At 72.6% G+C, this 26,016-nt stretch carries 22 protein-coding genes and 1 pseudogene; 13 read left to right on the top strand and 10 right to left on the bottom strand.

Annotated elements, in window-relative coordinates; all coding sequences use genetic code 11:
• Window positions 1–311 precede the first annotated feature (311 nt).
• The 6 genes from ACFVYF_RS09415 to ACFVYF_RS09440 are packed head-to-tail and all read left to right on the top strand — an operon-like array spanning window position 312 to window position 4,120.
• A complete protein-coding gene (locus ACFVYF_RS09415) occupies window positions 312–494 on the top strand; it encodes a hypothetical protein (RefSeq protein ID WP_389453249.1) in 183 nt (60 codons plus the stop codon).
• Complete coding sequence (locus ACFVYF_RS09420) at window positions 491–943, top strand: MrpF/PhaF family protein (protein WP_389453631.1); 453 nt, start codon at window positions 491–493, stop codon at window positions 941–943. The genes ACFVYF_RS09415 and ACFVYF_RS09420 overlap by 4 nt, the downstream gene beginning before the upstream one ends.
• On the top strand, window positions 936–1,265 hold the full coding sequence (locus tag ACFVYF_RS09425) for a Na(+)/H(+) antiporter subunit B (protein ID WP_389453252.1): 330 nt from the start codon (window positions 936–938) through the stop codon (window positions 1,263–1,265). The genes ACFVYF_RS09420 and ACFVYF_RS09425 overlap by 8 nt, the downstream gene beginning before the upstream one ends.
• Complete coding sequence (gene mbhE, locus ACFVYF_RS09430) at window positions 1,262–2,002, top strand: hydrogen gas-evolving membrane-bound hydrogenase subunit E (RefSeq protein ID WP_389453255.1); 741 nt, start codon at window positions 1,262–1,264, stop codon at window positions 2,000–2,002. The genes ACFVYF_RS09425 and mbhE overlap by 4 nt, the downstream gene beginning before the upstream one ends.
• 10 nt (window positions 2,003–2,012) lie before the next feature.
• A complete protein-coding gene (locus ACFVYF_RS09435) occupies window positions 2,013–2,360 on the top strand; it encodes a sodium:proton antiporter (RefSeq protein WP_389453258.1) in 348 nt (115 codons plus the stop codon).
• The gene (locus ACFVYF_RS09440) at window positions 2,360–4,120 is read left to right on the top strand and encodes a complex I subunit 5 family protein (RefSeq protein ID WP_389453261.1); all 1,761 of its coding nucleotides are present in this window, start codon (window positions 2,360–2,362) and stop codon (window positions 4,118–4,120) included. Before ACFVYF_RS09435 ends, ACFVYF_RS09440 begins: the two co-directional genes overlap by 1 nt.
• A gap of 146 nt (window positions 4,121–4,266) precedes the next feature.
• Here the strand turns inward: ACFVYF_RS09440 and ACFVYF_RS09445 are convergent, their stop codons facing one another.
• Window positions 4,267–4,917, bottom strand: a complete 651-nt coding sequence (locus tag ACFVYF_RS09445) for a DUF4230 domain-containing protein (RefSeq protein WP_389453264.1) — start codon at window positions 4,915–4,917, stop codon at window positions 4,267–4,269.
• Between the two features lie 141 nt (window positions 4,918–5,058).
• On the opposite strand from ACFVYF_RS09445, the gene ACFVYF_RS09450 reads away from it, so the two are divergent.
• Window positions 5,059–6,252, top strand: coding sequence for a cytochrome P450 (locus ACFVYF_RS09450; RefSeq protein WP_389453267.1), 1,194 nt, complete (start codon window positions 5,059–5,061; stop codon window positions 6,250–6,252).
• A 69-nt stretch (window positions 6,253–6,321) separates the two neighbouring features.
• On the opposite strand, the gene otr(A) is transcribed toward ACFVYF_RS09450, so the two are convergent.
• Window positions 6,322–8,193, bottom strand: coding sequence for a tetracycline resistance ribosomal protection protein Otr(A) (gene otr(A), locus ACFVYF_RS09455; protein WP_389453270.1), 1,872 nt, complete (start codon window positions 8,191–8,193; stop codon window positions 6,322–6,324).
• Between the two features lie 243 nt (window positions 8,194–8,436).
• On the opposite strand from otr(A), the gene ACFVYF_RS09460 reads away from it, so the two are divergent.
• Both ACFVYF_RS09460 and ACFVYF_RS09465 read left to right on the top strand, forming a co-directional pair.
• Window positions 8,437–9,390, top strand: a complete 954-nt coding sequence (locus tag ACFVYF_RS09460) for a ribose-phosphate diphosphokinase (protein WP_389453273.1) — start codon at window positions 8,437–8,439, stop codon at window positions 9,388–9,390.
• A 12-nt stretch (window positions 9,391–9,402) separates the two neighbouring features.
• A pseudogene (locus tag ACFVYF_RS09465) lies at window positions 9,403–9,603 on the top strand (elongation factor Tu); the annotation flags it as partial.
• Between the two features lie 63 nt (window positions 9,604–9,666).
• Here ACFVYF_RS09465 and ACFVYF_RS09470 read toward each other — a convergent pair.
• Together ACFVYF_RS09470 and ACFVYF_RS09475 are read right to left on the bottom strand one after the other, a co-directional pair.
• A complete protein-coding gene (locus ACFVYF_RS09470; protein ID WP_389453275.1) occupies window positions 9,667–10,047 on the bottom strand; it encodes an anti-sigma factor antagonist in 381 nt (126 codons plus the stop codon).
• A gap of 401 nt (window positions 10,048–10,448) precedes the next feature.
• Entirely contained in the window at window positions 10,449–11,381 is a 933-nt protein-coding gene (locus ACFVYF_RS09475) for an NADP-dependent oxidoreductase (RefSeq protein ID WP_389453633.1), read from the bottom strand.
• A gap of 148 nt (window positions 11,382–11,529) precedes the next feature.
• Between ACFVYF_RS09475 and ACFVYF_RS09480 the strand changes: the two genes are divergently transcribed.
• Complete coding sequence (locus tag ACFVYF_RS09480; protein ID WP_389453278.1) at window positions 11,530–12,486, top strand: GlxA family transcriptional regulator; 957 nt, start codon at window positions 11,530–11,532, stop codon at window positions 12,484–12,486.
• Window positions 12,487–12,529: 43 nt separating this feature from the next.
• Here the strand turns inward: ACFVYF_RS09480 and ACFVYF_RS09485 are convergent, their stop codons facing one another.
• The 6 genes from ACFVYF_RS09485 to ACFVYF_RS09510 form a co-directional block, all read right to left on the bottom strand.
• Window positions 12,530–13,132, bottom strand: a complete 603-nt coding sequence (locus ACFVYF_RS09485; protein WP_389453281.1) for a TetR/AcrR family transcriptional regulator — start codon at window positions 13,130–13,132, stop codon at window positions 12,530–12,532.
• Between the two features lie 152 nt (window positions 13,133–13,284).
• On the bottom strand, window positions 13,285–13,647 hold the full coding sequence (locus ACFVYF_RS09490; protein WP_389453284.1) for a DUF1304 domain-containing protein: 363 nt from the start codon (window positions 13,645–13,647) through the stop codon (window positions 13,285–13,287).
• A 93-nt stretch (window positions 13,648–13,740) separates the two neighbouring features.
• Window positions 13,741–14,154 carry a hypothetical protein gene (locus ACFVYF_RS09495; RefSeq protein ID WP_389453287.1) on the bottom strand — a complete coding sequence of 138 codons (414 nt, stop codon included), beginning with the start codon at window positions 14,152–14,154 and terminating at the stop codon, window positions 13,741–13,743.
• A 13-nt stretch (window positions 14,155–14,167) separates the two neighbouring features.
• Entirely contained in the window at window positions 14,168–15,154 is a 987-nt protein-coding gene (locus ACFVYF_RS09500; protein ID WP_389453290.1) for a hypothetical protein, read from the bottom strand.
• Window positions 15,155–15,582: 428 nt separating this feature from the next.
• Complete coding sequence (locus ACFVYF_RS09505; protein WP_389453292.1) at window positions 15,583–16,878, bottom strand: PucR family transcriptional regulator; 1,296 nt, start codon at window positions 16,876–16,878, stop codon at window positions 15,583–15,585.
• A 103-nt stretch (window positions 16,879–16,981) separates the two neighbouring features.
• On the bottom strand, window positions 16,982–18,415 hold the full coding sequence (locus tag ACFVYF_RS09510) for an MFS transporter (RefSeq protein ID WP_389453295.1): 1,434 nt from the start codon (window positions 18,413–18,415) through the stop codon (window positions 16,982–16,984).
• Between the two features lie 230 nt (window positions 18,416–18,645).
• On the opposite strand from ACFVYF_RS09510, the gene ACFVYF_RS09515 reads away from it, so the two are divergent.
• Genes ACFVYF_RS09515 through ACFVYF_RS09525 form a run of 3 tightly spaced genes read left to right on the top strand, consistent with a single transcriptional unit; the run spans window position 18,646 to window position 25,989 of the window.
• Complete coding sequence (locus tag ACFVYF_RS09515; protein ID WP_389453298.1) at window positions 18,646–20,481, top strand: fatty acyl-AMP ligase; 1,836 nt, start codon at window positions 18,646–18,648, stop codon at window positions 20,479–20,481.
• Window positions 20,478–25,022 carry a beta-ketoacyl synthase N-terminal-like domain-containing protein gene (locus ACFVYF_RS09520; RefSeq protein WP_389453301.1) on the top strand — a complete coding sequence of 1,515 codons (4,545 nt, stop codon included), beginning with the start codon at window positions 20,478–20,480 and terminating at the stop codon, window positions 25,020–25,022. Before ACFVYF_RS09515 ends, ACFVYF_RS09520 begins: the two co-directional genes overlap by 4 nt.
• 4 nt (window positions 25,023–25,026) lie before the next feature.
• The gene (locus ACFVYF_RS09525; RefSeq protein WP_389453304.1) at window positions 25,027–25,989 is read left to right on the top strand and encodes an alpha/beta hydrolase; all 963 of its coding nucleotides are present in this window, start codon (window positions 25,027–25,029) and stop codon (window positions 25,987–25,989) included.
• Window positions 25,990–26,016 lie beyond the last annotated feature (27 nt).

A 26,016-nucleotide genomic window follows, 5' to 3' on the forward strand; every position in this document is an offset into this window, starting at 1 on the left:
GGAGCGCCGTACGGACCATTCCATCCTCCCGGTTTCAACTGCCTTGTGGAACAAGGCGGTTACCCGCGATGCGGGCTCGATACCCGGCCGCGGAGCGACCGGGGATGTGGTGCGGCAATGGTGCACCGGGGCCGTGTCCGGCACGGGCCGCGGTGTCCCTTCGGCTTGTGCCCGGTTTTCCCTCGCCCTACCAGGGCACTGAGGACCACGTCGGTGCGCGCCGCCGCCATGGCGAGGCGTGACGGTGCTTGGATGCCCCAACGGCTTCTTTTCCCGGCAAAAGGGGCGGACGCGGCCCAGGGAGGTGACGGATGGACCGGCGTACGACACTTCGTGCGGGGCTCGAGGTCCTGGTGTGGTGGGCCGTACTCGGCGCGCTGTGGCTGGTGTTCATCAGCACCGTCGACACCCTGGAGCTGGTGGTCGGGGCGTCCGTCGCCCTCCTCGGGGCGGTCGCGGCATGGGGCGCGCGAAGGGCGGTGAGCGGACGGTGAACGGCTGGACCGTCACGGCCACGGCCGCACTCGCCGCGGGAGCAGGCGCCGCCGTGTGGGGTGTCGCCACCGGACCACTGGCGCGCCGCGTCGTGGCACAGAACCTCTCCACCTCGCTGGCCTGTCCCGTCCTGCTGCTGCTCGCCCAGGGGTACCACCGGCCGTCGTACGTCGATGTCGCCCTGGTCCTCGCCCTGCTGGGCCCGGTCGGCACCCTCGTCTTCGCCCGGCTGCTCGCCGATGACCTGACCGAGGACCCGCCGCGGGCCGCGGTGCTCACCTACGCGGTGGCCGGATTCGGTGCCGTGGTCGTGCTCGCCGCGTGCGTGGCCACGGGGCCCGGCCGGGCCATGGCCAAGCTCCTGGTGACCGGAGCCCTGCTCATCGGCGGCAACCTCGTCGCCTCCCGGGCGCTGTCCGGCGGATTCGGGAGAGGCCGCCATGGATGACCCACTCGTCGTCGTCGCCCTGCTGCTCGTCGCCGCCTCCGCGACCGCGGCCGTCGCCGTGCGCGACCCGGAACGCCAGGCACTGGTGCTGTCCGTCCTCGGGACGACGCTCGCCGTGCTGTTCACCGTGCTCCAGGCGCCGGACGTCGCCCTGTCCCAGCTGGCGGTCGGCTCCGCCCTGACACCCCTGTTGCTGCTCCTGTCGGCGCGCAAGGTCAAACGCCGCAAGCGTGCCGGCGACGACGGCCGGCCGTCGAAGGAAGCGTCACGGTACGGTCGCCGGCCGACGGAAGGCCCGCCCGGCAAGGAGCGGAAGGCGTGAGCCGCCGTATGCGGCTGTGGCTCGTCGCGGTGGGCGGCGCCGGCCTCGCGGCACTGCTGGTCGTCGCGAGTCTGCGGCTGCCGGGCTTCGGCGGCGCCCGCCACCCCTACGGCGAACGGGCCGTGCACGAGTCGCTGGCCCGGCGCACCGCGAACGTCATCTCGTCCGTCAACTTCGACCAGCGCGCCTTCGACACCCTCGGCGAGATGACCATCCTGTTCGCCTCCGTCCTCGGCACCGTCGTCCTGCTGCGCCAGACCCGTGACGAACGGCGCGCCCGGCCCGCACCCGAGGACGTCGCCCGGCCCGTCCGCCGCTACGCCCTGGTCGTCCTGCCGGTCGCCGTCCTGACCGGCCTGTACGTTATCGCCCACGGCCAACTCAGCCCCGGCGGCGGCTTCCAGGGCGGAGTGGTCGCCGCCACCGCCCTGCACCTGCTCTACCTCGGGGCCGACTACCGCGCCCTGGAGCGCATCAGGCCGGTGGGGATCTACGAGGTGGGCGACGCCCTCGCCTCCTGCGCGTACCTCGTCCTGGGCCTCGCGGGCCTGCTCGGCGGTACCGCCTTCCTCGCCAACACCCTGCTGCCGTACGGCACGTTCAACACGCTGGCCTCGGGCGGCATCGTCCCCCTGCTGAACGCGGCCATCGGGATGGAGGTCACGTGCGCGGTCGTCGTCCTGCTGGCCGGCTTCCTCGACCAGGCCGTCGAGATCGAGGGGGAGAACAGGAAGTGAGCCGACCGTGATGTCCGTACTGCCGTATCTCGTCGCCGCCTGGATCTTCCTCACCGGCTGCTACGGCCTCGCCACCAGCAGGAACCTGATCCACGCCGTGGGCTGCCTCGCGGTCTGCCAGTCCGCCACGTACGTCCTGCTGCTCGCGGTCGGCTACCGCGACGGCGCCACCGCGCCCGTCTTCTCCGATCTGAAACCTGGCTCCCGCCCGGTGGTGGACCCGGTCGTACAGGCCCTGGCCCTCACCGACGTGGTCGTCGGCGCCACCGTCACCGCGCTGCTCCTCGCCCTCGTCATGCAGGTCTCCAAGCGCCACGGCACCGTGGACCCCGACGAACTCTCCGAGCTGCGTGGCTGATGAACCACCTGCTGCCGCTACTGGTCGCCGTTCCGCTGCTGGGGGCCGCCCTGCTGGCCGTCTGCGGGCGCCGGCTGCCCCGCTTCGCCGCCGAGACGATCGCCTGCGCCGTCTCGGCGGGCACGGCCGGACTCGCTCTCGTCCTGCTTCTCAACTCCTCGCCGCCCATGGTCGAGTGGGTCGGCGGATGGGTGCCCGAGGGCGGCGAGGGCGTCGGGATCGTCCTCATCGGGGACGGGCCGGGGCTCGGCATGGCCTCGCTGGCCTCGCTGCTGACCATCGCGGCGCTCGCGTACTCATGGCGGTACTTCGACGCGCCGGCGCGCGGTCACGCGGGGTCCTTCCCCGCGCTGCTGCTGATCTTCCAGGGCGGCATGTGCGGCTTCGCGATCGCGGGAGACCTGTTCAACGCGTTCGTCTTCTTCGAGCTGATGAGTGTCGTCGCGTACGCGCTGACCGGCTTCCGGGTCGAGGAGGCGAAGGCCGTGCAGGGCGCGCTGACCTTCGGGGTCATCAACTCCCTGGGCGCGTACGCCATCCTGATGGGCATCGCCCTGCTCTACGCCCGCACCGGCGAACTCACCATGACGCAGATCGGGCGCAAGCTTGACGCGCACGGCGGGCCCGACGCCCTGACCCTCGCGGCCTTCGTGCTCGTACTGACCGGGCTGCTCGTCAAGGCGGCGGCCGTACCGTTCCACTTCTGGCTCCCCGACGCGCACGCCGTCGCACCGACACCCGTGTGCATGCTGCTGTCCGGGGTGATGGTCGAACTCGGCGCGTACGGCGTCTGGCGCGTGTACGGGGCAGTCTTCTCCGGGCCCGGCGGAATCCCGGCCCCGGACCTGGAGCGCACGCTGCTCGTGGTCGGCGTGTTGACCGCCCTGGTCGGCGCGGTCATGTGCTGGTACCAGCGGCACGTGAAACGCCTGCTGGCGTACTCGACCGTCGCCCACGTGGGCCTGTTCGTCATCGGCATCGGCTCCCTCACCCCGGAGGCCGACGACGGGATCGCCCTGTACATCCTCGGCCACGCGGGAGTGAAGGCCGCCCTGTTCGCCTGCGCGGGCATCCTGCTCGACCGGTACGGCAACGTCGACGAACACGAACTGCACGGCCGCGCCCGGCGGCTGCGCGGCGTGGCCGTCCTGTTCGTGACCGGCGCGCTCGGCCTCGCGGGACTGCCGCCCTTCGGCACCGGGCTGGGCAAGGCGATCACCGAGGAGGCCGTGGGCGGTCCGCTCACCGCCGTGTTCGTCGCCGTGTCGGCGGTGACGGCCGGGGCGGTGCTGCGGGTGGCGGCCCGGGTGTTCTTCGGCCTCGGACCGAAGCCGCCCGACGGGTCGTCGTACGAGACCACCGGCACCGGCGAGGAACCCGAGACCCGGCACCGGCTGAAGCGGATCCCGGACACGATGACCGCCGTCCCGGCGCTGCTGCTCGCGGGCTCGCTCGCCGTCGGGGTGGCGCCCGGGTTCGCCGCCGTGGTGAGTCACTCCGTGAACGAGGCGGGGTCCGGCGGGGCGATCACCTCACCCCACTGGACCCTGCCCGGTGTGCTCCTCGGTCTGACGTCCACCGCACTCGCCGTCGGCCTCGCGGCACTCGCCGTCAACCGTCCCAGGCTGCTCGGGCACCGGCCCTGGACGGAGCCGCTGCGCCGGCTGCAGTCCGGGCACATCGGGGACTACGTGGCCTGGCTGCTGGTGGGCGCGACGCTACTGGGAGCGCTGGCCCTGCCGGGGATCCTGACCCTCTGACTTCTGACCTTCTGACCCTCTGACCTTCTGACCCTCGGGCCCTCTGAGCAGCTGACCGCCTGACCGCCGGAGCAGCTGACCGGCGTCGAGCTCAGGCTGCGCGGGCGTCGAGGCCCGCACAGCCATCGGTCCTCCCTTCGCGGCCCTCAGGCGCCGTAGGTGACCGTCACCTCCTTGAAGCCCAGCGAGTTCAGCAGGCCCTTGAGCATGCCGGTCGTGTTCTCCTCGGCGCGCGCGGTCAGTTTGCTCTCCTTCGCCGCGTCGCCGATGTGCCGGGCCGCCAGACGCTGCACGGCCCGTTCGTCGTTGGGGTTGTCCGAGAAGATGTCCCCGAGCCGGTCGAGCAGGCCGCGCTGCTTGGAGACCGCGTACGAGCGGTCGGGGTCGAGGGCGGGTTTGCCCAGCGCCGCATGCGGCAGCCGGAGCGTGGCAGCGGTCCGGTCGCCGTTGACCGACACGTCGTTCTTGGCGAGCCTGCCCAGGTCGACATACGCGTCGACGGTGCCCGACCCCACGTACAGCGTGCGGGTGCCGTGCAGCGCGTCCGGCAGGTACTTCGCGTCCTTCTCCAGGTCCACGACCACCTGGAAGTTGCCAGAGGCGGCGTCGTAACGGCTCATGTCCTGGATCGACTTGAGGAGCGCGGGGCCCGACCGGTCGTGCGTCTCCGTGCCGAACACGTCGCGCAGTCCGGGGAGCAGACTCAGCCGCAACCCGGCGAACAGCACCACGAGCACCAGTACGAAGGCGCTGACCACCTTGGCCCACCCGGGCATACGCTTGATGGACATTGTCATGTCGACGGTCCTCCTTCCTGAAGTCCGGGTGCCCCTCAAATCCCTTGACAGACCGTGCCGTTGGCCGATTGCCGCCCGTGACGTGCCCTGACCGTTCGTCTAGCGTGGAATCCGTCCGCCCCGGCGCGTCAGGAGTACCGGATGACCGAACGCAGCACGTCCCGGCCCCTCTGCCCGATGCACCGGGTGACCCTGCCCGAACCGGGACCGCCCCGGCCCGGCACCCTGGCCACCGGCACCCCGGTCTGGCTGATCAGCCGGTACGCGGACGTGCGTCAGGTGCTGATGGACCCCCGCTTCGACCGCAGTTCGCTGTACGCCGAGGACGCACCGCGTCTGCTCGCCGTCCCCAACCTCCTGGACGACCCCGACGGCCTGCTGAACCAGGACGGGCCCGCGCACCAGCGACTGCGCCGCACCGTCCAGCGTGCGTTCACCCCGCGCGCCGTCGCCCGCTGGCGGCCGTGGGTCGCCGGCGTGGTGGACACCCTGCTCGACCGGTTCGCCGAACAGTCCCAACCCGCCGACATCGTCGAGGGGTTCACCCGGCCGCTGCCCGTCTCGGTGATCTGCCGCCTCATGGGGCTCGACCATGTGGACGGCGAGCGGATCCGTCACTGGGCCGACCACGGTCTGTCCGGCGGCGCCCACACGGCCGAGGAAGTCGGCCGGGCCATGCGGGAGTTCGGCGAGTTCGCCGCGCAACTCATCGCCGAACGTCGCGAGTCGCCCGCGGACGATCTGGTGAGTGAACTGGTGGCCGCGGGGGACGCGACCGAGGAGATCGACGACCGGCAACTCGTGTCGCTGGTCTGCGGTCTGGTCGTGGCCGGCCACGAGACCACCATGACGGCGCTCGGCAACTCCGTCGTCTACCTGCTGACCGAGGGCCGCGACGCCTGGGCCGGCCTCGCCAAGGACGAGGCCGCGGCGGGGATCGCGGCCGAACAGCTCCTGCGCACCATCCCGCTCAGCGAGGGCCTGCTGCTGCCGGGGCTGATCCGGCGAGCCGTCGCGGACACCGACGTCGGCGGGGTGGCGATACCGGCGGGCAGTGTCGTCGCCGTCGCCACCAACTCCGCCGGCCGCGACCCCGACGTCTTCCCGCCCGGGCCGCCTGACCTCTTCGCCCGGCTGCCGGCGCCCGGCATCGCCTTCGGCGCCGGGCCGCACCACTGCCTGGGCGCCTGGCTGGCCCGCCTGGAACTCGAACTCGCCCTCCACCGCCTGGCCGCCCGCTTCCCGCACCTCCGCGCCGAGTTCACCCTCGACACGATTCGCTGGCGCGAGGGCCAGATCACTCGGAGTCCGGTGGGGCTGCCGGTGGGGTGGTGAGGTATACGACGGTTGGCCTGGCCTACGGGGGTCGGCCAACACCCGTAGACAAGCCGCACACCACACCCCCTACCGCCCAGGCCGCCGCAGCAACCGGTCGCCCGACGGCCGGGACCACCACACCCCCTCCCCGTGGGTCAGCCCGGGGAGTCGCAGCTCGACGTCCCGAACGCGGCGGGCCGGGAGCTCGCCGGCGACCAGCCAGGACGTGCGGCCCCCCACCGTCTCCCCGAACTCCGCTCCGCACGAGGCGAGTTGGGCGGTCACCGGAGCCAGCGCGTCGAGAGGCAGCTCCGCCTCGAACGCGTGGTACGGCTCGTACACGTGCGTCCCCGCCCGTTCCAGGGCGCGCCGCAGGACGATCGGCGTGAGGCCCCGGAAGTCGGCGGCCGTGCTGAGCGGCGCGGCGAAACCGGAGCGGGTCAGCGTCACCCGGTAGTCCGTCACCGGCCAGCCGTGCAGCCCGTTGAGCAGCGTCGCGTGGACGGTGTCCTCGATCGCCTGGTGGAACGCGCGCGGCAGGGCGCCGAGTTCGGTCTCGTACGTGAAGGCCGGACCGGAGCCGCGCGGCCCCGGCTCGACGCGCAGCCCCACCGTCGCCCAGAACCCGGTGTGGCCGTGCCGCTGGATCTCCTCCGACGCCTCACCGGTGCCGGCCGGCCGTTCCAGGTGGCGGACGCGACTGGGCTCGAAGGCGGCCTCGATGCCGTAGTCCTGGGCGAGCGTCGCGGCGAGGACCTCCTTCTGGACCTCGCCGTAGAGGAGCAGCGCGGTGCTGCCGGCGCTCGCGGGGGTGGCGTGCAGCAGCGGGTCCTGGTCGGCCAGCGCGAGGAGCGCCGAGCGCAGCGACGCGGCCTGCGCGGGCGTCCTCGCCCGGACGAGCGTCTCCAGCGTCGGCGGGGCGAACTGCGGGGCATGGCCGGCTCCGTCGCCCAGACGGTCGCCGACGCGCACCCCTCCCACACCCCGGATCGCGGCGATGTTGCCGGCGGTGAGGGAGACCGCCCCCGGCTGCCCGACGACGTCCAGGGTCAGTGCCCGCCCGGACACCTGAGTGGTCCGGCCGTCCGCCTCGCGCCGGACGAACGTGAGCCGCTGCCGCCACGCCACCTCGCCGGCGTACAGGCGCAGGTAGGCCGTCCGGGTGCCGCCCGGGCCGGGGCGGACGGCGAACACCGTGCCGCGCGGTTCGCCGGGGGCGGGGCGCGCCGGGCGCGGGATCAGCCGGGTCACTCCCTCGACGAGTTCGGCGACGCCCTGCCCGCCGAGGGCCGACCCGAAGTAGACCGGATGGACGGAGCCCTCGGCGGTGCGGGCGCTGAGCGCGGCCGTCAGCTCGTCCGGGGTCGGCGCGGGTCCGTCCACGAGCGCGGCCAGGACGCCGGGGTCCACCTCGGCGAGCGTGCCGGCCGCGAGGTCGTCCAGCGGCCGTGGTGTGACGCGGGCGTACGGGGTGCCGGAGTTCTCGGCGCGGGTGAGCGGGACGACGTACGGCGTGAGGCGCCGCCGGATCTCGGCGAGCAGTTCCTCGCCGCGTGCGCCCGCCCGGTCGATCTTGTTGACGAACATGAGCGTGGGCAGCCGCAGCCGCCGCAGCGTCTTCATCAGTACGCGCGTCTGGGCCTGGACGCCCTCCACGGCGGAGAGCAGCAGGACCGCGCCGTCCAGGACCTCCAGGGCGCGCTCGACCTCGGCGATGAAGTCGGAGTGCCCGGGGGTGTCGATCAGATTGACCTGTACGTCACCCACGGCGAAGGCGGCGACGGCCGAGCGGACCGTGATGCCGCGCTGCCGCTCGATCGCGCCGTTGTCCGTCCGGGTGTCCCCGGCGTCGACGCTGCCGAGCCGGTCGATGGCGCCGCCGTCGAACAGCAGCCGCTCGGTGAGGCTGGTCTTACCGGCGTCGACGTGGGCCAGAATTCCGATGTTCAGGGTATGCATAGGTGGTCGAGTCCTCGAGAACGGTCGTCCGGTGGGGGCGAAGGGTTCCGAGGAATCGGCGCATTCCGGTGCTCCTGGAGGTCGGGGGCGTGTCCCGGCCATGATGCGGTGACCAGGGCCCCGGGCCGCAACCGGTTTTTCCGCCGGACCACGGCTGACCAGGGAGGCGGTGGGCGAGGGCCGCGGGCACGGCCAGTAGCATGAGCCGCGCAGGCCGGATCTGATCATGCGAGGAGCCAGATCGTGCGCGACATCGCCGTCTTCAGCGGTAGTGCCCATCCCGAGCTGGCGGCCGAGGTCTGTGCGCATCTGGGTGTGCCCCTCAGCCCCGCCCGGGTCAGCCGGTTCGCCAATGACTGCCTGGAGGTACAGCTCCAGGCGAATTGCCGGGAGCGGGACGTCTTCCTCATCCAGCCGCTGGTCAAGCCGGTGCAGGAGAATCTCGTCGAGCTGCTGCTGATGTGCGACGCGGCCCGGGGCGCGTCCGCCGGCCGGATCACGGTCGTGATGCCCCACTACTCGTACGCCCGCTCGGACAAGAAGGACGCCCCGCGGATCTCGATCGGCGGCCGGCTGGTGGCCGACCTGATGGTGGCGGCGGGGGCGAGCCGGGTCCTGGCGATGACCTTGCACTCGCCCCAGGTGCACGGCTTCTTCTCGGTGCCGGTCGACCATCTGCACGCCCTGCGGGAGCTGGCCGCGCACTTCCACGGCTACGACCTGTCCCGTACGACGGTGGTGTCGCCGGATCTGGGCAACGCCAAGGAGGCGGCCGCGTTCGCGCGGATGATCGGGGCGCACGTGGCCGCCGGTGCCAAGCAGCGGTTCGCGGACGACCGGGTGAGCATCAGCTCCGTGATCGGTGATGTGACCGACCGGGACGTCATCGTGCTGGACGACGAGATCGCCAAGGGCTCCACGGTGCTCGAACTCCTGGAGCGGCTGCGGGAGTTGGGGCCGCGGTCCATCCGAGTGGCCTGTACGCACGGCCTGTTCGCGGCGGGAGCGCTCAAGCGGCTGAGCGAACAGCCCGACGTACTGGAGATCGTGTGCACGAACACCGTGCCGATCCCGGTCGAGGAGCGCACCGAGAAACTGCGGATCCTCTCCATCGCCCCGGCACTCGCCGAGGCCGTCCGGCGCATTCACAACGGTGAGTCGGTCAGTGCCCTGTTCGATGCGCCCGAGAGCGAATAGACAGGACGTAGCCCGCAGTTCTACTTCCGTACGGCCGATGTGACCGGTGTGGTGACCCTGCCCAAGGGCACCGAGATGGTCATGCCGGGCGACAACACGACGATGTATGTGCAGCTGATCCAGCCCATCGCCATGGAGGAGGGGCTGAAGTTCGCCATCCGGGAGGGCGGCAGGACGGTCGGCGCCGGGCAGGTCACCAAGATTCAGAAGTAGCCCCGGAGGCGACGCGGCGGCCGGTGCCTCGCCCCCCGTGGGGTGGGGGCACCGGCCGCGCGGCTACGAGGCGTCCGACGCCGGCTCGGTCTGCCCGATCGCCTCGTCCAGCGATGCCACCGGCGGGAGGAGCTCTGCGAGTCCGGTCACCCGCAGGATGCGCAGGGTCAGCGGGTGGGTGCAGACGAGCAGCAGCCGGCCGCCCCGCGAGGCGACGCGATGCCTGGCGCGGTACAGCAGGCGCAGCCCGGAGCAGTCGAAGAACTCGACGCGCCGCAGATCGATGACGATCCGCGGCGCCGGGCGACCGGTCGCGGCGTCCAGGTCCGGGATGATCTCGATCGCCGCGCTGATGTCGATCTCGCCGCGCAGCTCCAGGACGGTATGACCGCGATACCGGCGTATACGGAGGTGAGGGGGGATCGGTGCGCGTTCGTGCTGCACGACGACATCGCCTCCAACCGGCTGCTGGCTCACTGCTGATCGCAGGGCCCGGAGTCACCGGGGGCCGGGGTGACGATATCTGCGAGCGTAGTCACGACACCGGGGTACCCGTGGTTGCAAAACCGTTTCCTGCCCTGCAAGTTACCCTCGTTGGGATGAATCTCAGCATGTTCGATTGACATATGTCTTGGATTTGCTGAGTCAGCCCTCCATCGCGTTGTTTCCTGCGGTGGCGTCGGCGAGCCCGGAACCCCTGGAGCCGCGGTCCGGCCGGCTGGGGGAACCGGCCCTTCTCCGCCGACGTACTGGTCACGGCGGACATGCGAGGGTCCGGTCCCACCCCCGGGGAGGCGAGACCGGACCTCGGTGTCTCCCTAGCTCTGCAGGCCGCGCCGGGCCGGCTACGGCAGCGTCAGCACCAGCTTTCCGGCCGTCCGGCCGGTGTCGCCGAGCTCGTGGGCCTTGGCGGCCTCCGCCAGCGGGAAGGAGCCGGCGATGGTGGCGCGCAGCTTGCCGGCCTCGACCAGGTCCGCGATCGCGTTCATCCCGGCGTGGTCGGCCTCGACGAGCAGTTCGATCGCCCGGACACCGAGCCGCTCGGCCTCCTCGATGAAGTCCCGCGCGCCGCTGGGCAGGATCGAGACGAGGAGGCCGCCCGGGCGCAGGACGCGCAGGGAGCGGAAGCGGTAGTCGTCGCCGATCGTGTCGAGCACGACGTCGACATCGCTGACGGCCTCGGCGAAGTCGGTCTCCCGGTAGTCGACCGGCTCGTCGACGCCGAGCTCGCGCAGGAAGTCGTGCTTGCCCGCGCTGGCCGTTCCGATCACATACGCGCCGCGGGCCTTGGCGATCTGCACCGCGAGGTGTCCCACCCCGCCGGCCGCCGCATGGATCAGCACGCGCTGTCCGGGCTGCACATCGGCGGTGTCGACAAGCGCCTGCCACGCCGTGAGGGCCGCGAGCGGGATCGCGCCGGCCTGCTCGTGGTCGACGGACGCCGGCTTACGGGCGAAGGCGCGGGCCGGGCCCTTGACGTACTCGGCGTGCGAGCCGACGCCGTAGGGGTAGGGCAGCATCCCGAAGACCTCGTCGCCGGGCTGGAACAGGGTGACTCCGAGGCCGACCGCCTCGACGACACCGGAGACGTCCCAGCCGAGGACGAACGGCGGGTTCTTGAGGAACCCGCCGTTCGCGCGGTGCTTCCAGTCGGTCGGGTTCAGCCCCGCCGCCCGCACGCGGACCAGCACCTCGCTCGGCCCGGGTGCGGGGCGGTCGATCTCGACCTCCTGGAGCACCTCGGGCCCGCCGAGGACGTCCTGACGGATCGCGCGCATCCGGGGCGCGGCAGAGGGGGTGGCGGAGGCGGCGGGAGCGGGGCTCGCGGTCGTGTCGTTCGTGTTCGCAGTGGTCATGGAGACCAGCCTGCCGAGGACGGCCTGGCCAGGAAATGGCATGAACGCCAATGTTCGATAGGATCGTGCCATGGAGCGTGTGCGAGATGTGGAGCGAGTCGTCGTCCTGGCCCTCGACGGGATCTATCCCTTCGAGCTGGGTATCCCCAGCCGGATCTTCGGCGCCGCGGACGGCCGGTACGAGGTGCTGACCTGCAGTGCCGACGGAAGGACGGTGCGCACCAACGCCGACTTCTCGGTGACCGTCGAGCACGGCCCGGAGGTGCTGCGCACGGCCGACATCGTGGTGATCCCGCCCATCGCCGAGGCCGGCGTCACCTCGGAGCTCTCCGCCGAGCTCACGGCCGCGCTCGCGCTCATCCGGCCGGGCGCCCGCACCGTCTCGATCTGCACGGGAGCCTTCATCCTGGCGGCGGCCGGTCTGCTCGACGGGCACCGGGCCACGACGCACTGGCAGCTCGCCGAGCAGTTCCGGCGCATGTTCCCGCACGTGGCCCTCGATCCGGACGTGCTCTTCGTCGACGACGGCTCGATCCTCACCTCGGCCGGGGCCGCGTCCGGCGTCGACGTCTGTCTGCACCTCATCCGCAAGGACCACGGCAGCGAGCTGGCCAACAAGGTGGCGCGGCGCTGCGTGGTGCCGCCGTGGCGCGACGGCGGACAGGCGCAGTACATCGAGCTGCCGGTGCCGGGACCCTCGGCGGCCGGCACCGCCGCGACCCGGCGCTGGGCCCTGGAGCGCCTGGGGGAGCCCCTGGCGCTGGCCGATCTCGCCGGCCATGCCCGGATGAGCCTGCGCACCTTCGCCCGCCGCTTCAACGACGAGGTGGGCATGAGCCCCGGCCGCTGGCTCATCCAGCAGCGGGTGGCCCGGGCCCGCCATCTGCTGGAGGTCAGCGACCTGCCGGTCGACCAGATCGCCGGCGAGGTGGGGTTCGCGACGGGCGCCTCGCTGCGCCAGCATCTGCACGCCGCGATCGGCGTCTCACCACAGGCGTACCGGCGTACGTTCCAGGCGGTGCGCTAGCCGTTCCACCGGGCGCAGTGCGTTCGGCGGTGCTGGTGCTGGGTCATCGGCTTCCGTGCAGGGCGACGAGCAACTGCCAGACCTGGTGGGCGACTTCCTCGGGGGCGCCCTCCAACAGTCCGTGCAGCCAGTCCGCGAGGACGCCCGCGAAGGTGGCGGCCACGGCGGACGCGACCAGCGGGGCGTCCGGGGCGCCGACGAGCTGCCGCTCGGCCAGGCTGCGGGCACGCAGGTCCTGATGCAGTACGCGCCCGAGCGGTCCGCCGCCGCCCGGTGCCAACAGGGCGCGATACAGGGCGGCATGCGGGGGGAGCCCGGCGAAGAACGCGAGCAGGGCGGGCGGCGCCGAGACCGGGTCCGGCCGGCCGCGCCAGGCGTGCAGCGCGTCCACGGCCTCCCGTACGACATCGGCGCAGGCGTCGACGGCCAGCGCCTCCAGGTCGGCGTAGTGCACGTAGAACGTGGCCCGGCCGACCCCGGCCGCCCGCACGAGGGCGGCGACACCGATCTCGTCCAGCGGGCGCCGGGCACACTCGTCCAGCAGCGCCTTCCGCAGTCTGGCGCGGGTGCGAGTGGCCCGGGGATCTTCCGGTGTCCGGGTGCCGCGTGGGTCCTTCGCCCGGGCGGCCCCGCGGTCCACCGGCATCCGGGACTTCCGTGGGTCTTTCGACGCCCGGGGCGCCAGGGGGCTTTCCGGCGCGCTGCCGGCTCCGCGGTCCTCGGGCGCGTTGCCGGCCCCACGCTCCTCCGCCGCCCCGCCGGCTCCACTGTCCTCAGGCGCCCCGCCGTCCCGCGGGCTCATCCGGCGACGAGGACGGCGGCCAGGGCGACCGCGCCCGGCAGGGCCTGGGCGAACAGGATGCGGCGGTTGGCGGTGACCGTTCCGTACACCCCAGCGACCACGACGCACACCAGGAAGAACACCTGCACGCGGAATCCGGTCGGGTCCGCGGCGATCAGTCCCCACACCAGGCCCGCCGCCAGGAATCCGTTGTACAGCCCCTGATTCGCGGCCAGCGGCGCCGTGGCCTGCGCCATCTCGGCATCGAACCCGTGCAGCCCCCGGCCCGGCGCGCGCTCCCACAGGAACATCTCCAGAACCAGGATGTACGCGTGCAGCGCGGCCACCAGTCCGACCAGAACGTTCGCGGCCATGTGCATCGCGGCGGGCTCCTCCGTGCTCTTACTTCCTGGACAGCTGGCCACTATACATGGACAGCTGTCCAGGAAGTCCCTCTCGTCGGGGACCGGCGCCTACGGCAGGTTGGTCCATCGGTGGGACGAGATGTTGTCGTTGAGCCATTCCCCTGAGCCGGGGCCCGTGTTCGCGTCGAATTTCCACTGGCGGAGATCGCTGAGCCCCACGCCCTGGTAGACGCCTCTGCGGGCACCCGTGTAGTTCAGGCCCCAGTACACCCAGATGTCGTCCAGGTTGCCGGGATAGCCGTTGTTGAAGAGCGAGCTCACCTGGTTGCGGCAGCTGCCCCAGTCGGGGGCTTCCCCCGACCAGTCGTCGCACCATCCCGAGTAGCCGGTGTTGTAGTAGACGTAGAGGGACCCAGGGGGCAGGAGAGCGGGTCCCGACGACGCCTGGGCGGTGAGGGGCGTGACTCCCACGGTCAGTGCGGCGAGTGCGGCGCCGACCAGAAGGGTGCGTAGCTTGCCCATGGTGTTCCTCTCTTTACGGGTCTCGCGTTGACTTGGCTGACTGATCCGTGCCGGCGGTTCGGGTGATCGAGCGGGCGCGGGGCAGTGCGGTGAGCTGAAGTCGGCGTCGGGTTTCGACGTCCGAGTGGTATTGCTTGCGGAGTTTCCCGTCGTACTCCCGGTCCAATGCGGCTGCCTTGCCCACCAGGCCTGAGCTGACCGCGCAGTCCGCTTCGGCCACGGCGAGCCGGATTTCCTTCTTCCGTGACAGCTGCTGATTCGACGGCGCCAGGGATTCCCGCAGTTGGACGGGGCTGGAGTAGGAGTGGCCGGCGGCGCGCATACAGGCGGCCCAGGGCTTCAGCGCTTTGCCGAAGCGGGGGTCCGCCACGACGCGGGAACGGCGGATTTCGGTCAGCGTGTCAAACGTGACCTTGGCCTGGAACCACTTCTGGAGGTCTCCGTAGAGTTTCCGGTCGGCCTCCGACTGACAGCCCTCGGGGCTGCGTTGGAACAGCATGCCGTCCGGGGCCTTGGCGGTCACCTTCAGAGGGCGGGTGCCATTGGCCGCGGTCAGCGCGGCCGTTCTCCGCTTGGCCGGCAGGCTGCGGAAGTAGCGCTGGTTGGGGTCGGTTTCCCGCACCTTGGCCAACGCCCTCTGAATGTCGGTGCCGTAGCCGTGCTTCCGGGCCCACGACACATCAGTGATGACGTACGGGAACTCCCGTGCTTCCGGTACCGGATTCTCCTTCACGGGCCGGTATTCGAAGCCCTGCTTTTGCATGCAGTCACGCAGCAGGATCTGTCCCGCCGTGTACAGCATGTCCTGCTCCTGCCGGCTCGGTTCACGCGACTGTTGCTTCGCGGAACCCGCGGCGGGCTGCGCCGGGGAAGCGGAGGATTCGCCAGGGGATTCGGAGACGGCGTGCACGACTGCCGGTACCGCCAGGGCCACACACGCCGCGGCGGCGACCGCAGCGGCAAGACGACGCTTTCCGCCAGAACTTCGCAGCGGTGCCATGACGGTGTCCCCCTTGGTGTTTGCCCGGATCGGCGAAACCACCCCTGGATGAGGGCAGCGGGCGGTCAGGTCCCGGAAAGAGAATTGCCCGGACGTCCGCGATGCTCAATCAATTCGACGGTGCTCGAATCGACCGGCATGGCCAAAGGGGTCGGACGGAACGAAGCGCTACGTGTGTCTGCGGTGCGTGCCTGTGCGCACGCCTGACGAAGACGTCTTACGACCACCACCGGAGCCGATGGCCGGGAGGGGGACCGGCTGGGGGACCGGGCACACTCGTCCCGCCACACTGCCGCAACGACTTGCGACTTGCGACTTGCGACTTGCGGCCAGCGGCCAGCGGCCAGCGGCAGCGGACGGCGGCCAGCGGACAGCGGAAAGGGGAATGGGGACAGCGCGCAGCGGCCTCGGGCGCCCGGTGGCCTCGGCTACTCGGGTTGCCTCGACGCGGCGCTCCCGCGCAAAGCCCGTGCCCGCAGCGCCAGTTGCATTTCGAACTGGACGGTCGGGTCGAGGAGGCGGTCGCCGAACAGCGCGTCCAGCTGGCGCATCCGATAGCGCACCGTCTGCGGATGCACGGCGAGTTGGGCGGCGACCTCGCTGGCGTTGTGCCCGCACTGCAGCCAGCACAGCAGCGTCTCGGCGAGCCGGTCCCGCTGCGGCGGGCGCATCTCCTCCAGCGGGTGCAGATGACGTTCGGCCATCGCGTCCACCAGCGCCTCGTCACGGAAGAGCAGCAGGGTGGCCAGGTGCTCCTGACACCGCACCAGCTCCGAGTCCGGCAGGACACCGCGCCGGACCAGATCCAGCGCCTGCGTCGCCCAGCGCAGCGACCGCGCGCCCTCCTGAGGCGTGACCGTCGGCCCCATGGCCGCCCGCAGCCCCCGCAGCGCCCCAGCCACCGCCCGGGCCCGGCCCGGCCCTTCCGGGTCGGGGACGACGAGCACGGACGGCTGTACGTCGAACCGGGCGAGGAATCCGGGCGGCACGATCGACCACGCCACCGTCGGCTGCGGGCCCTGGTCGATCGCCACCACCGCCAGCGCCCGCGGCACCGGCCACCGCACGGTGTGCGCGAGATCGCTGATCGCCCCCGCCGACACCGGCGGGTCGGCGGTGAGCAGATCGATCAGCCGGGCGCGCCGCTGCTGCAGCTCGCCCGCCCTGTGCAGCCGCGCCTCCGTGTAGCCCGCGGTCGTGGCGGCCGCCATCTCGTCGAGGTACAGGAACATCGCCTCGCCGAACGCGGCCAGCACATGGCGGGGCAGCAGGTCGGCGTCGACCAGGGCGTTGACGCGGCGCCACGCCACCCGCGCGCCGAGCCGCAGTGCCGACTGGAAGGAGTCGAGGCTGCGCCCCTCGTCCGCCTCCCCGCGTCCGATGCGCTGATACGTCGCCTGCACCGGCGCCCAGTCGGTGTCCGGCTCGGCCATCCGGTCGAGGAACCCCTCCAGCGCGCGCTCCACACCCCGGCGTACGACCAGCATGTACGTGTCGTCCATCGGACGCGCGTACTCCGGGATCTGGGTCCTGATGGCCCGTACGACCTCTTCGATGAGGTCCGAGAAGAACGGTCTGAAGTGGTCGTGCAGATCCGAAGGGAACGCTCTGAAGGGGCCGTTGGGCTCGTCGTGGGGGACGCGGCCCGGTGTGATGTCACCCGCGGCCGTGATCCGCGCGCCGTGGGACGCGGCCTCGCTCTCCAGCGTCCGGAATCCGTTCAACGCGGCGGCTCCCTCCTGCGTGGGGAACAGGGGACCGGAGACGATACCCGCCGGTGATCTCCGGTGGCTCATCACCGGCGTACATATATGGAGGCTCGGATTATCACTTCGTGACAACGCTCGTCTCACGGAGGTGCTCGCGCGCCACCGTCCGCCGGTGCCGGCCACGGGGACGCAGTGCGACCAGAGTGACGAGCGCACCGGCCAGCACGCAGCAGGCCGCGAGCCGCAGTCCGAGGTCGTAGCCGTGGAGGAAGGCACTGCGCGGGTCGATTCCGGCGCGCAGCGTGGTGCGCTCCCGACGGGTGAGCACCACGCCGACCAGTACCACGCCGAACACGCCCGACACCTCGCGCGCCGCGCTGACCAGTCCGGTCGCCATTCCCGTGTGCGTGGCGGGCACTTCGGCCAGTGAGCGCACCGTCAGGGGAGTGGTGAGCGCCGAGCCCGCCCCGATCAGCAGCAGGCCGGGCTGCAGGTCCCAGTAGTCCGCACGCAGGCCCGTTCCGGAGACGTACAGCAGGCCGACCGCCACGAGGCCGAGTCCCACGGAGATCGAGACGTGCGCGCCCAGTGTCCGGGCCGCCCGTTCGGCGAGCGGAGTGCACACCAGCAGCGCCCCGGCCAGGGGCAGGAAGGCCAGGCCCGCCCTGGTCGGCGAGAAGCCGAGGACGCGCTGGAGGTAGAGGGCCGTGAAGAAGAAGACGCCGTTGACGCCGATGCCCCACAGCATCTGGGCGAGTACGCCGCCGGTGAGGAACCGGTCGCGGAGCAGCCGGGGCACGACCAGGGGCCGGGCGGCGCGTGCCTCCCGGACGGTGAACGCGCAGGCGGCGAATGCCGACAGGCCCAGGCACAGCGGCACGGGACGGTTCCCGAAGCCGTGGTCGCCACCGCGGACCAGGGCGTAGGTGAGGAGATAGAGCGCGAGGACGGAGAGCAGGACGCCCGGCACGTCGACACCGCCACGGACGGGGGCGGCCCGGGCGGGGACCGCGGGGATCAGCAGCAGGGCGCACAATCCGAACGGCACGTTCAGCGCGAACACCCAGCTCCAGGACCACTGTTGGGTGACGAAGCCGCCGACCACCGGCCCGAGTGCCAGGGCCACGGCCAGGGCGGCCGTCCACAGGCCGACGGCGGTCGCGCGGCGGCGGGCGGGCAGGTCGGCGGCGACCACGGCCAGGGAGGCGGGGATGACCAGGGCGGCCCCGACGCCCTGCACGGTACGGGCCGCGATGAGGGTGCCGCCGCTGTCCGCGAGCGCCGCCGCGGCCGAGGCGACCGTGAAGACGACGATGCCGGCCGCCAGGACGTTCCGGCGTCCGAAGAGGTCGGTCAGCCGCCCGCCGGGCAGCAGCAGTGCGCCGAAACTGAGCACATAGCTGCTGGCGACCCACTCCAAGTCGGCCACGGTCAGCCCGAGTTCACGCTGCACGGTCGGCAGGGCGACATTGATCACGGTGTTGTCGAGGGTCGTGATGAACCCGGTCAGGGTGACCAGCGCCAGCAGTGCGGCCGGCCGTGCACGTCCCACCGCCGCTCCCTCCGCCGACGTGTGCCCTGGCCCGGATTGTCCGCGGTGCGGTGCCGCGGTGACTCTGCCCCGGGACGCCGAATCGCCGCGCCGCCTTTGTCAGAGGACTGACAGAAGTGCACTGACGAACTGTCAGTGCGTCGTCTAACTCAAGCGCGGCCCTTCAGCGGAACCTGGTGCATCACCCCACGGAGACAACCGTTCGAGCGTGCCGATCAGTTGGAGCCGCCATGCCCCCCACCCGGCCCACGCCCCCCACTTCGGACTCCCCGCGACCGCAGCAGAGGGATGTCTCCCTCACCTGCCTGCCGGACCACCTTCGGTACTGGGCGCGCCACCGGCCGCAGCAACGGGCCGTCACCCACGTCGACTTCCCCGACCTGACTTCGGCGGGGCGCCACCGCACGCTCGGCTGGCGCGCCCTGGACGCGCGCGCCCGCGCGGTGGCCGACCGGCTGGCGACGGTGGCCGCTCCCGGCGACCGGGCCGCGCTGGTCATGCCGCAAGGACTCGACTACGTGGTGGCGTTCCTGGGCTGCCTGTACGCCCGGGTGATCGCCGTACCGCTCTTCGCACCGCAACTCCCCGGCCACGAAGGCCGCTTGGCGGCGGTCCTCGCCGACTGCGAACCCGCCTGCCTGCTCACCGACTCGGCCACCGTGGCCGCCGTGAGCGCGTTCGTCGCGGACCGGAACCTGCCGGCACCGCGGATCGTCGCCGTCGACCAACTCACCGTCCAGCGCCTCGAACCGGGCACCGAGACGCCCGGTCCCGACCCCGACGACATCGCGTATCTCCAGTACACCTCCGGCTCCACACGCAGCCCGGCCGGCGTGATGATCAGCCACGCCAATGTCGTCGCCAACGCCCGCCAGGCCCTCGACGCCTTCGTCGCCGACCCGCGGACCGCCACGACCGTCGGCTGGCTGCCCCTCTTCCACGACATGGGCCTGGTCCTCAGCGTCGCGGCCCCCGTCGTGGGCGGCTTCCCCTCCGTCCTGATGGACCCGGTCTCCTTCCTGGAGGACCCCGCGCGCTGGCTGCGCCTGCTCGGCTCGTACGACGGCACGATCAGCGCCGCACCGAACTTCGCGTACGACTACTGCGTGGCCCGCACCGCACCCGACCTCGTCGACGAACTGCGCCTGGACCGCGTACGGGTGCTGATCAACGGCAGTGAGCCGGTGCGGCCGGGCACGATCGAGCGGTTCCGGGCGGCCTTCGCGCCCGCGGATCTGGATCCGGCCGCGCACTGTCCCGCGTACGGCCTCGCCGAGGCCACCGTGTTCGCGGCCGCGGACTCCTCGGCGACTCCGCCCGTGACCGTGGTCTGCGCCGCGGGCGCGCTGGCCCAGGGGCGCATCGAGGTCGTGCTGGAACCGCACCCGCGCGATCAGGCTCCGGACGCCGGGCGCACGCCGGATCCCGCCCGGGACGATGCGTCGGACGGAGGCCGGGAGGCACTCCACGACACCGCCGAACTGGTCTCCTGCGGCGCACCCGTCGGGCAGGAGCTGCGAATCGTCGGCGCGGACGGCGAGGTGCTGCCGCAGGGGCGGGTGGGCGAGATCCAGTTACGCGGGCCCAATGTCGCGCGCGGCTACTGGAAGCGCGTCGACCAGGCCTTCGGCGATCCGGACGGGTGGCTGCGCACCGGGGACCTGGGGGCCCTGCACGAAGACCGGCTCCTGGTCACCGGCCGCCTCAAGGACGTGATCATCGTCGACGGCCGCAACCACTACCCCCAGGACGTCGAGGAGACCGTGCAGAGCGTGGCGCCCCTGGTCCGCCGCGACCGGCTCGCCGCGTTCGCCGTGATCCGCGCGGACGGGACGGGCGAGGAACTGGTCGTGGTCGCCGAGCACCGCAGGGACGCGCACCCGACGGAGCGGCAGACCTGCGACGCCGAACGTGCCGCCCGGGCCGCCGTGTCCGAACGCCACGGCCTGCGACTCGCCGGCCTGCGGCTCGTCCCGCCCGGTGCCGTGCCCCGCACCAGCAGCGGGAAGGTGGCCCGGGCCGCGAGCCGGGCGCGTTTCCTCGACGGCGGGTTCGGCCCCCGATGAGGCCCACGCGACCGCAGATCCGTGGTCTCGTCGTCGAGCGGCTCGGTGCCTGGTACGGCCTCGCACCGGAGACGGTCGCCGACGACCGGCCGCTCGCCGAGCTGGGCCTCACCTCACGGGACGCGGTGGCGCTGACCGCGCTGCTCAGCGATCTCGCCGGCCGACGCCTCCCCGACACGCTGCTCTGGGACGCGGGGACGATCGACGCCCTCGCGCGGGAGCTGACGACCGAGCGACCTGGGGCATCCGCGCCGGGCCCCGGGAAGCCGCACCCTCCCGTCCTGCCCGGCACGCAGGGTCAGTTCGTGCCCGGCGCCCCCGGAGCGGGCGGGCAGTCCGGGCTCGACTCCTTCGGCCCGCGCGGGGGGTCCGGGCTCGACTCCTTCGGCCCGCGCGGGGGGTCCGGGCTCGACTCCCTCGGTTCGCGCGGCGAGTCCGGGCTCGACTCCCTCGGCCCGCGCGGGGAGTTCGTGCTCGGCACCGCCGACCCGGGTGGGCAGTCCTGGACCGGCCTCTCGGGCTCCCCGGGCACGGGCGTGCAGTCCGGGCTCGGTTTCCCCGGCACGGGCGTGCAGTCCGGGCTCGGTTTCCCGGGCACGGACGGACGGCCCGTGTTCGGCACGGCCGCCGCCCCAAGATCCGGCCACCCGGCCCCCGTTCCGGCGGCCGCAACCCCCGCCGTCGCCGTCGTGGGCCTCGGCTGCCGCTTCCCCGGTGGCGCCGACTCACCCGAGGCGTACTGGCGTCTGCTCACCGAGGGCCGGGATGCCGTCGGCACCGTTCCCGCCGGGAGGTGGGACCCGTTTCCGGTGGACCCGGAGGTCAGCCGGCACGGAGCGTTCCTCGACGACATCGCCGGCTTCGACGCCGAGTTCTTCGGCATCGGCGCGCACGAGGCGGCCGCCATGGATCCGCAGCAGCGCATGCTTCTCGAAGTCACCCGTGAGGCCCTGGACCACGCGGCGCTGTCCGTCACCGGCACCCGCACCGGAGTCTTCGTCGGCATCAGCGGCAACGAGTACGCCCACCTGTCGGCCGCCGCCCCCGACGCCTGGACGGCAACGGGTGCCGCCCTGAGCATCGCCGCGGGCCGCCTCTCGTACGCCCTCGACCTGCGCGGCCCGAGCCTGGCCGTCGACACCGCGTGCTCGTCGTCCCTGGTCGCGGTGCATCACGCCGTACGGAGCCTGCTGACAGGGGAGTGCGACACCGCGCTCGCGGCCGGCGCGAACCTGCTGCTGGCGCCCGCCGTCACCCTCTCCCTCCAGCGCGCGGGCGCCCTCGCGCCGGACGGCCGGTGCAAGGCGTTCGACGCGACCGCCGACGGGATCGTCCGCGGCGAGGGATGTGGTGTCGTCGTACTGAAGCGGCTCGCGGACGCGGAACGCGACGGCGACCGGGTCCTCGCGGAGATCCGAGCGACGGGAGTGAACTCCGACGGCCGCTCCAACGGCCTGACCGCGCCCAGCGCGGCGGCGCAGCGGAACCTCCTCACCGAGGTGCACCCCGACCCGGCCACCGTCGACTACGTGGAGGCGCACGGCACCGGAACCGCGCTCGGCGACCCCATCGAGGCGGGGGCCCTCGGCGCCGTGCTCGGCACCGGGCGCACCCTCGAACAGCCGCTGCTCATCGGCTCGGTGAAGACCAATCTCGGGCATCTGGAGGCGGCCGCCGGGATCGCCGGGCTCATCAAGACCGTCCTCGCCCTGCACCACGGAGAGATCCCACCGCAGCTCCACTACACCGGCCCCGGCCCGCACGCCGATCTCGACGTCCTCGGCCTGCGCGTCGTCACCGAGCCCGAGCCGTGGCCGCGCTACTCCGGAACGGCCACCGCCGGCGTCTCGGCCTTCGGGTTCGGCGGCACCAACGCGCATGTCGTCCTCGCCGAACACCGTGCGAACCGCCGGTCCCCGACGCCCGGGGCGCGGCCCGCACTGCTGCTGCTCGACGGGCCCACCGGGGATCGTGTCCGCTCGTACGCCGGTGAGCTCGCCGGCCGGCTCGCCGACGCCCCGCGCGTGCGTGACACGGATCTGGCCCGCACCCTCGCGGGCCGTACCGGGCGCGGACACCACCGCGCGGCCGTGGTGACCCGCGACCGGGCCGAGACCGTGGACGCGCTGCGCCGGCTGGCCGCGGGCGAGCCGTCGCCGCACGTGGTCACGGGCGCCGGGACGCCGGGCGGCCCCGGGCCCGTCTGGATCTTCTCGGGCTACGGCTCCCAATGGCCCGGCATGGCGCGGCAACTGCTCACCGCGGAACCGGCGTTCGCCGACGCGGTCGAGCGGCTGGAGCCGCTGCTGCTCCAGCACGCGGGCATCTCCTTGACCGCGAGTCTAGAACCGGACGCCGATCTGTCCTCGCCCGCCGCCGTGATGCCCGCCCTGTACGGCGTCCAGCTCGCGCTGGCCCAGCTGTGGCGGTCGTACGGACTGGCGCCCGGTGCCGTGATCGGGCACTCCCTGGGGGAGATCGCCGCGGCCGTCGTCTCCGGGGGCGTCGACCCGGTGACCGGCGCGAGGATCGTCGCCGTGCGTTCCCGGCTCCTCGCGGGACTGACGGGCGGTGCCATGGCAGTGGTCGACCGGTCGGAACAGGAGATCCGCGCGAGTGCCGGGGATCTGCCCTCCGTCCAGGTCGCCGTCCATGCCTCGCCGGTGCAGAGCGTGGTGACGGGCGCCGCCGAGGAGGTGGCGGAGTTCGTGGCCAGAGTGACGGCGGACGGCGGGTTCGCGCGGCCACTGGGGGTGTCCGGGGCGGGCCACTCACCCGAAGTCGAACCGCTCCTCCGGGAGTTCGCGCGGGACCTGGGTGAGGTGCGGTCGGCCGTCCCCGCCTGCCCGCGCTATTCCAGCGTGCTCGACGACCCGCGTGACCCCGCCCCGTACGACACCGCGTACTGGGTGGCCAATCTGCGTCGGCCCGTGCGGTTCGTCCAGGCCGTGCGCGCGGCCGCCGAGGACGGCCACCGCGTCTTCCTCGAAGTCGCCCCGCACGCCACGCAGTTGCACCCGCTGACCGACACCTTGCCGGCGGGCTCCCTGATCGTTCCCACCCTGCGCAAGAACACCGACGACGCGCTGACCTTCCGTACCTCGCTCGCCACACTGCTGGTCAACGGCGTACCGGCCGACGGGCTCCGTGAGCGGCTGGACGGCCGCATCGCGGACGTGCCGTCGCCGCGCTGGCGCCACCGGCGCTTCTGGTTCGGCGAGGAGACGGAGCCGAAGGCCGTCCGGACCTCCGCACGCCTCACCCCTGCGGACGCCGGCCCGCTGGAGCGGCTGCGCGGGTGCGTGGCCGCGGTGATGGGCTACAGCCCCGAACGCATCGACCCGGACCTGCCGTTGACGGACCTCGGCCTCGACTCGCTGACCGCCGTGCGGATACGGGGTTCTGTGGCGCGGGAGTTCGGAGTGGAACTCGAGGCGGGCGCCCTGCTGCGACGGGGGACGCTGCGCTCGGTGGCGGACCTGCTCGGGGCGGACGCGGTACCGCCCGGGGCGGAGGGCAACTCCGGCGCTCGCGGGGGTGCCGAACCGCTCGCGGCGGACGCGGACCAGCTCCGCGCGGAGAGCTTCCCCGGCGCTCGTGCGAGCGCTCGCGTCCCCGCCCGGCCCGGCGCCCCGTCACCCGCGCTCAAAGCCCCGTTCCCGGAGCCTGATCCCGCGTCCTCGGGATCCACCGAAGCCCACTCCGTGAGGTTCCTGCGCCACTTCCCGAGCACCGGCCCCGGCGCCCCCCTCTTCCTCGCCCATGCCGCCGGCGGCTCCTCCGCCGTCTACGCCCGGCTGGCCGAACGCCTCGACGGGCAGCGCCCGTTGTACGGATTCGACCGGCAGGCCGACCCCGACGACGTGCCGGGACGCGCGGCCGAGTTCGCGCGACGGGTGCGGGAGACCTGCCCCGACGGGCCCTGGCTGCTGGGTGGTTGGTCGTACGGGGGAGTGCTGGCGCAGGAGGCCGCCCGGCTGCTGGCCCCGCACGGCACCCTGCCCGCCCTCGTCTTGATCGACTCGGTGCTGCCGCTGCCCGCCCCGCCCGGCGTCACCCGGGCCGAGGAGACCCGGCGCCGTTTCGCGGACTTCGCGGCGTACGTGGCACGCACCTACGCGGTGACGCTCGACCTGTCGTACGACGAACTCGACGGTCTGGACGACACCGAGGCGATCGGCCTCGTGCTGAAGGTGCTCGGCGAGGCGGTGGACCTGCCGCCCTCCGTCCTGGAGCACCAGCGCAGCTCGTATCTCGACCTGCGCAGCGGGGAACGCCACCGGCCGGCGCGGTACGAGGGGCGGACCCTGCTCTACCGGGCGAGCGAGCCCGCGCCGCACACCGTCCGCGACCCCCGCTACGAGCGCGACGACGCGGCGCTCGGCTGGGACGAACACTGCGCCGACCTCACCGTGACTCCGCTGCCCGGTCACCATCTGTCGCTGCTCGACCCGCCGGTCGTCGACACGCTGGCGCGGCTGCTGACGCGTGACCTGGGTCAGCGGACGCGTACCGACCCGCATGCCCGAGACGAGGAGTAGGCCCGTGCCCGTACACCGCCCCACGCGCAGAACCGTTCTCCGCGCGGCCATGGCCTCCACCGCCGCGCTGGCCGCCACGGCGGCCGGAGTCACCCCGGCGGCGAGCGACAGCGCCCGGATCACCGCCGAGAACTGGCTCGACGACCGTACCGTCGACCTCACCGTCGTCTCACCCGCGCTGCGTGCGTCCGCGCCCGTGCGGGTCCTGCTGCCGACCGGCTACGCGGCTCGGCCCGACCGCACCTGGCCCGTCCTCTACCTCCTCCAGGGCGCCCACGACGACTACACGTCCTGGACCCGGGAGACGGACGTCAGCAGTTTCCTCGCGGGTCAGGACGTGATCGCGGTGATGCCCTCGTCGGGCCCGACCGGCATCCCCACGAACTGGTGGAACTACGGTCTGCCCGGTTCCCCCGACTACGAGAAGTTCCAGGTCGACGAGGTCATGGAGCTGCTGCGGCAGAGGTTCCGGGCCGGTGGCCGGCGGGCCGTCGCCGGGGTCTCGACCGGCGGCTACGGCGCCGTGGCCTTCGCGGCCCGCCGCCCGGGCGTCTTCAGCGCGGCCGCCTCCTACAGCGGGATCCTGGACATCTCGGCGCCGGGCATGTCGACCGTCCTCTCCGCGATCGTCGCGCGGGAGAACCTGCTGCCGTTCCTCCTCTGGGGCTTCAGTGGGGACAACTGGAACCTCCACAACCCCTACGCCCGGGCATCCGCGCTCGCGGGCACCGGGCTCTATCTCTCGCAGGGCAGCGGCCTGCCCAGCACCGACTACGGAAACCTCGAAGGCGCCGTGCTCGAAGGCACGCTCTGGAGCCAGGCCCACCGTTTCACCACCCAGCTCGAAACGCTGGGGATCCCGGCCCAGGTGCACTTCTACGACGGCGGCACGCACGCCTGGTCGTCCTGGCAGCAGGAGTTCAAGGCCTCGTGGCCGACGCTCGCCACGGGCCTCGGACTCGGCTGACCACGCGCACGAGGAACGACCTGACTC

Source organism: Streptomyces sp. NPDC058274, assembly GCF_042881375.1.
Lineage (GTDB): Bacteria > Actinomycetota > Actinomycetes > Streptomycetales > Streptomycetaceae > Streptomyces.